5 protein-coding genes are annotated in these 5,665 nt (G+C 71.8%); 2 read left to right on the top strand and 3 right to left on the bottom strand.

What is annotated here, in order from left to right:
• The 3 genes from JJ683_RS18440 to trmB form a co-directional block, all read right to left on the bottom strand.
• A partial coding sequence (locus tag JJ683_RS18440; protein ID WP_200176265.1) for an MMPL family transporter occupies nucleotides 1–2,619 on the bottom strand: 2,619 nt, incomplete at its 3' end.
• Nucleotides 2,620–2,683: 64 nt separating this feature from the next.
• Nucleotides 2,684–3,367 carry an NYN domain-containing protein gene (locus JJ683_RS18435; RefSeq protein ID WP_242474861.1) on the bottom strand — a complete coding sequence of 228 codons (684 nt, stop codon included), beginning with the start codon at nucleotides 3,365–3,367 and terminating at the stop codon, nucleotides 2,684–2,686.
• Nucleotides 3,364–4,206 carry a tRNA (guanosine(46)-N7)-methyltransferase TrmB gene (gene trmB, locus JJ683_RS18430; protein WP_372435347.1) on the bottom strand — a complete coding sequence of 281 codons (843 nt, stop codon included), beginning with the start codon at nucleotides 4,204–4,206 and terminating at the stop codon, nucleotides 3,364–3,366. The genes JJ683_RS18435 and trmB overlap by 4 nt, the downstream gene beginning before the upstream one ends.
• Nucleotides 4,207–4,360: 154 nt before the next feature.
• On the opposite strand from trmB, the gene JJ683_RS18425 reads away from it, so the two are divergent.
• Together JJ683_RS18425 and JJ683_RS18420 are read left to right on the top strand one after the other, a co-directional pair.
• The gene (locus tag JJ683_RS18425) at nucleotides 4,361–5,191 is read left to right on the top strand and encodes a hypothetical protein (RefSeq protein WP_200176263.1); all 831 of its coding nucleotides are present in this window, start codon (nucleotides 4,361–4,363) and stop codon (nucleotides 5,189–5,191) included.
• On the top strand, nucleotides 5,184–5,665 hold a 482-nt coding region (locus tag JJ683_RS18420), incomplete at its 3' end, for a hypothetical protein (protein WP_200176260.1). The genes JJ683_RS18425 and JJ683_RS18420, both read left to right, overlap by 8 nt.

Raw genomic sequence — 5,665 nt, 5'->3', positions numbered from 1 at the left:
CTGGGGAGGCCGGGGCGCCGCGGACGGAGCGGACCGGCGCGGCTCCGGCTGCTGGGCGCCGGGGCCGCGCGCTGGGCGGGACGCGGTCCGCCCGGGAACGGCCTGTGCGGAAGCGTGCTCTGCTTGCTGTCGGTCTGCCCGCTGTGCCTCTGCCCGCTGTGCCTCTGCCCGCTGTGCCTCTGCCCGCTGTCGCTCTATTGGCGCCCCGGGGCCCGCCTGCGGTCGCTGCGCCGTGCCGGTGCGCCCCGGCGCCTCGGCCTGTTCGGCGGCGAACGCGGGCGTCTGTTCCGCGGTGATCCGCGGAATCACCGTGGTGGCGTCGGGCGGCGCCTCTGCCAGTGCGGCGCCCACCGTCGTGGCGGCGCCCGCATGGTGCTGTGCGCCCGGACCGGCGCCGACCCGGACGGGGACGGCACGGACCGCGCCCGCGGTGGAGCCGGCGCCCGCGGCGGCCACACCGGTGGCGATGTGCGTGGGGCGCTCGTCCGGCAGATGGACCTCGCCGAGGCCGACGCGCTGCTGGATGCGCTTCATCCACCGCGGGGCCCACCAGCAGTCGTCACCCAGCATCGTCATCACCGCGGGGACCAGCAGCATGCGGATCACCGTGGCGTCGAGGATGAGCGCCGAGATCATCCCGTACGCGATGTACTTCATCATCACGATCTCGGAGAAGCCGAAAGCGCCGGTGACGACGATGAGGATCAGGGCGGCCGCGGTGATGATGCGGCCGGTGTGGGCGGTGCCGATGCGGATGGCCTCTTTGGTGGTGGCGCCCCGCTCCCGGGCCTCGACCATCCGGGATATCAGGAAAACCTCGTAGTCCGTCGACAGCCCGAAGATGATCGCCAACAGCAGCACCACCACCGCCGGCATGAGCGGGCCGGGCGTGAAGTTGAGCAGCGACGCGCCGTTGCCGTCGATGAAGATCCACGTGAGGATGCCCAGCGTCGAGCCCAGGCCGAGCGCGCTCATGAGGACGGCCTTGATGGGCAGCACCAGCGATCCGAAGGCGAGGAACATCAATATCGTCGTGGTGACGACGAGGAACAGGATCATCCACGGCAACATGTCCACGAGGGCGTCGATCGTGTCCACCGTCATCGCGGGCACGCCGCCCACGAGCACTTCGACGCCCGGGGGCTCGGGAATCTCGCGGAGTTCGGTGATGGTGTTGCCCGGCCGGTCCGGATCGACCAGGCCGGCGGAGAGCACCGTCACCCCGTCGGCGGATTTGTCCACCTTGAACGGCCCGGTGAACCCGTCGATAGTGTTCGCGGCGGTGGCGATGTCGACGATCTGTGAATCGGACGCGCCGGTGATCACCACGTCGACCGGATTGGTGCGGAAGGTGGGGAACAGCTCGTCGAAGTGCTCCTGCGCCACCCGGGTGGGATTGTCCGGGGGCAGGTACTTCTCGCTGAGGCCGCCGAACGCGACGTTCTTGAACGGCACGATCAACAGCAGCATCACGATGACGATGGGGGCGGCCACCCAGCCGGGATGTTTGCCGACCCAGTCGGTGAGTCTGCCCCAGAACCCGGCCTCGATCTGCTCGTTGGTCTTCGGCTTGTTGAGGAAGGGCAGGCTGAGCGAGTCGATGCGCCGGCCGAGGAGACCCAGCAATGCGGGCAGGACCGTCAGCGAGGTGAATGCGGCGATGGCGATGGCGAACAGCCCGCCGAAGGCCACCGATTTGAGGAAGCCCTGCGGGAACATGAGCAGGCCGGTGAACGCCACCACGAGCATCGTCGCCGAGAACACCACGGTGCGCCCGGCCGTCGCGACGCTGCGCCGCACCGCGGCGCCCACGTCGTACCCTTCGGCCAGCTCCTCCCGGAATCTGCTGACGATGAACAACGCGTAGTCGATCGCCAGGCCCAGGCCGATCAGCGTGACGACGGGTTGGGCGAACGTGTTGACGTCCATGAAGTGCGTGAGCACCCACAGCGCCCCGGTGGCACCGGCGATGGTGAGCACGCCGACGATGACGGGCAGCAGAGCGGCGACGACGCCGCCGAACACGAAGAACAGCAGCACGGCCACGGCGGGCAGCGCGATCAGTTCGGCGCGCTTGGTGTCGTTGTTCGTGCCGACGCCGATGGCGTCGCCGATGGGCTGCAGCCCCGAGACCTCCACTTTGATGCCGGGCAGCGCGAAACTGCCTTTGATGTCGTGGTACTGCTCGAGGGTCTGGGTGTCCGTGTCCCCGGTCAGCTGCACGCTGGCGAACGCGTGCCGCTTGTCCTTGGTGGACAGCAGCGCCTTGCCGAACGTCTCCGTCCAGTAGCTGGTGATCCCGCCGATCTGTTCGGGGTACTCGGTCTTGATCCGGTTGAGGCTGTCCTCGACCTTGGTGGAGAACGCCGGATCGTCGACGGTGAGGCCGTCGGGAGCGGTGTACAGCACGATCACATCGGACATGTGGTCGCGGCCGAAAGTCTTGTCCGCCAGCTGCGCGGCCTGCGTCGACTCGGAGCCCGGGTCGTCGTATCCGCTCTGGCTGAGCTGCCCGGTGAGTCCCAGCCCGAAGACGCCGCCGACGAGCAACAGGATCGTCGTCGCCACCAGCACGAGACGACGATGGCGGTAGGCCAACCGCCCCCAACTGCTGAACAACGCTAGCTCCTCCGGAAGATCTCGGAAATCGGTACGGATGCCCGCGGCATCGGTCCGCCGGTGCTCACCTGCCCTCGAGCAGCGAGGTGAGGGGCCGGAACGGCTGCAGCCACGCGCCGCCGGCCGGCAGGTTCTCCAGGCTGATGCGCGGCAGCGGCTCGCGGAAGACTCCGGGGATCTCCTCGAGGTCGACGAACTCCAGCTTGGGGGACGCGACCGCCCAGCTGGCGTGCTCGTGGAAACCGATCACCTGCACCGGGACGCCGGCGTCGACCAGAAGCTCCATCGGCTCGCGGAAGGCCTGCCCGTCCGCGGAGGCCACGACGACACCGGCCAGGCCCATGGTGGAGCGGCGCAACGCGATGTGGTCGAGCATGTCGGAATCGACGTCGCTGTGCTCCGAGGTCTTGGGCTTGGCGAACACCGCGAAGCCCACGTTGCGCAGCGCCTCCACCCACGGGCGTACCACGTCCGCCGAACCGGCCGCGATGTTGGTGAACACGGTGGCTTCGGCGACGATCGGGTCGTCCATCGGGGGCGCGGTGCCCGACTCCTCCGCGGCCTCGGCCTCGAGTTCCGCGATCTCCTCGGCGCGGCCCAGCAGCCACCTGCCCAGAGCATCGAAGCGCGGGCGGTGTGCGGAGGTGGGGCGTCCGCCGAGGATCGCGCCGAGCCCCATGTCGAGGTTGGGCGCGTCCCACACCAGCAGGAGCCGCCGGCCCGGAATGGTTGCGTGGTGGTCGGTCATGAGTCGACTCGTCTCCAGATCATTTCGGTAATAGTGCTGCCCGCACGGAGACCCTTGCCCTCGAATTTTGTGACGGGGCGCTCCAGGCTGATAGGGGCAGTCGAGTCGAGAGTACGCAGCATCGGCTCGGTGGCGCCCGCTTCCGTGATCCATTCGGCGTAATCCGCATGGTCCGTGGCCACGTGCAGCACGCCGCCGGGACGCAGGCGGGAGGCGATCAGCGAGAACGCGGCGGGCTGCAGCAGCCTGCGCTTGTGGTGGCGCTTCTTCGGCCATGGGTCCGGGAAGAAGACCCGCACCCCGGTGAGCGAGGCGGGGGCGATCATGTTCTCCATCACGTCGACGCCGTCGCCGCGCAGCAGCCGCACATTGGAGATGCCCTCGCGTTTGATCCGGTGCAGCAGTTGCGCGAGCCCCGGCCGGTAGACCTCGACGGCCAGCACGTCCACCCCGGGCTCGGCCAGCGCCATCTCCGCGGTGGAGGTGCCCGTGCCGCAGCCGATCTCGAGGACGACGGGCGCCGAGCGGCCGAACCATTCGCCGGTGTCGATGACCTCGTCGCGGACGTCGCGTCCCAGCGTCGACCAGGTCTCGTCCCAGGTGCGCAGCTGCGCCTCTGTCAGCGTGCCGCGGCGCGTGCGGAAACTCGTCACCCGCGGGTGCAGGCGCGAGCGGCCGAACTGGTCGCGTTCCACCCCGGCGGCGCCGTCGGTGTCCTCGTCCGTGGGCCGCCACAGCGGCGCGCCGGGGGCGCCGGTCCGGTCGACCTCGGCGCCGGGGTCGTCGGCATGATCGGCGCTGGGGACGGTGCTGTGCGTCGGGTCCTGGGGGATTTCCACCGCACCATGGTCCCGTACCCGCCGTGGCCGCCGCATCCCGGGCCGGGCGCAGGGGTGGTGGGGGGTATCCTGCGCCGCAGGTCGTGTCGGGGGACACGCCGCTGCGCCGAAGCCGGGTCCGGGACCCGGCCGGGAACGGGGGACGGGGGAACGCATGGGGGACGGGTCTGCGGATGCGGGGCGGGAGGCGCCCCCGCCGGTGTGCATCGGCGTCGGCGGCCGGGCGGGCATCGGACGGAGCACGCTGGTCGACGTCCTGGCGCGCCGGATGGCAGGGCGCGGCCCGCTCACCATCGGCGAGCTTCCGGCCTGCAACGACCCATGGGCGGCCGAATCGGCGGAGGAGCAGGGTGCGGCTGCGGTCGGCTCCGCAGTCGACCACTCGGGCGGGGCGGCCGTGCCCGTCGACATCGCGGTGCACATGGTGCTGGGCGCATCCGCGCCCGCCGACCTGCGCGCCGTCGAGCGTCAGCACCGCCGCGGCGTCCCCGTGGTGCTCGTGCGGGCGCGCGCCGACGAAGACGGCGGGGACCGGCCAGACGGTGGGGACCGGGTAGACCTCGCTGCCGGGGCGGGCGACGCTGCCACGGTGCTGGCCGTCTCGCTGCCGCCGGGTGCGCCGCCGGCGGGAGTGGATGAACTGGTCGACTGCCTGTCCGCCGGGGTCGGCCGGATCCTCGTGGCGCGCGCGGACGCGCACCGCTCCCGCTTCCTGCGCGCCGCGATCGAGGGACCGGATCGCGAGGCGGCCGAGCGCTACCTGCGCTCCGATGCGGCCCGACGCATGCGGGCGACGGGCGCGGGCAACTGGGCCAGGGAGGTCGACTGCCCGCGGGCGGCGCTGCGGGAGGCCGCGCAGTGGCGCGCGGTGGCGGCCGTGTCCACCGAGCCCGGCGAGCGTGCCCGGGCCGCGGAGTGGTGCCGTCGATTCACGGACCGAGCCGTGGCGCTCGGTGCCTGCGTCGAGGACCTCGCCGATGGGTGAGCGGGACTCTTCGGCGGGCACGTCGGCAGGCGGCGTGCGTGTCTTCGCGGTGCCGGGCACGCCCGTGCCGAGGCGGCTGTTCGCCTCCGCCCGGGGGATTGCCCCGGGCGGAAGCGGGGCGGTCGCGATCGTGCTGCCCGGTCGGGTTCCCCTCGGCGTCGACGAACTGGACCTGGTCGACCGGGCGGCGGCGCCCCGCTCGGCGGTGGTGTTCGTGCTGACGGGCCCGGCGCCGACCGGTCTTGGAGCGGGCGCGGGCCTGGACGAGGCGGCGCGCCGGCAGCGGGCGCTGCTGGCCGAGTTCGCCCCCGGATACGAACAGTGCCCGATAGTCTCCGCGGCCACGCCGGAGGACGAGATGCGCGCGGTGCTGGCCGGTGCGCAGCGCGCGGCGGCGGCAGGCGATCCCGACGACGAGCTCACGGCCGACCGGGCCGCGGCGGACAGCGCCCGCCGCCACCGCATCGCGGAGCG

Source organism: Tomitella cavernea (genome assembly GCF_016599145.1).
GTDB classification, from domain to species: domain Bacteria; phylum Actinomycetota; class Actinomycetes; order Mycobacteriales; family Mycobacteriaceae; genus Tomitella; species Tomitella cavernae.
Note: the sequence above shows the minus strand (reverse complement) of the source record. Positions and strands in the feature narration are given on the sequence as shown.

Coding starts and splice junctions, on each gene's coding strand:
- JJ683_RS18435 (WP_242474861.1), bottom strand. CDS start 3,367: ATGACCGACCACCACGCAACCATTCCGGGCCGGCGGCTCCTGCTGGTG.
- JJ683_RS18425 (WP_200176263.1), top strand. CDS start 4,361: ATGGGGGACGGGTCTGCGGATGCGGGGCGGGAGGCGCCCCCGCCGGTG.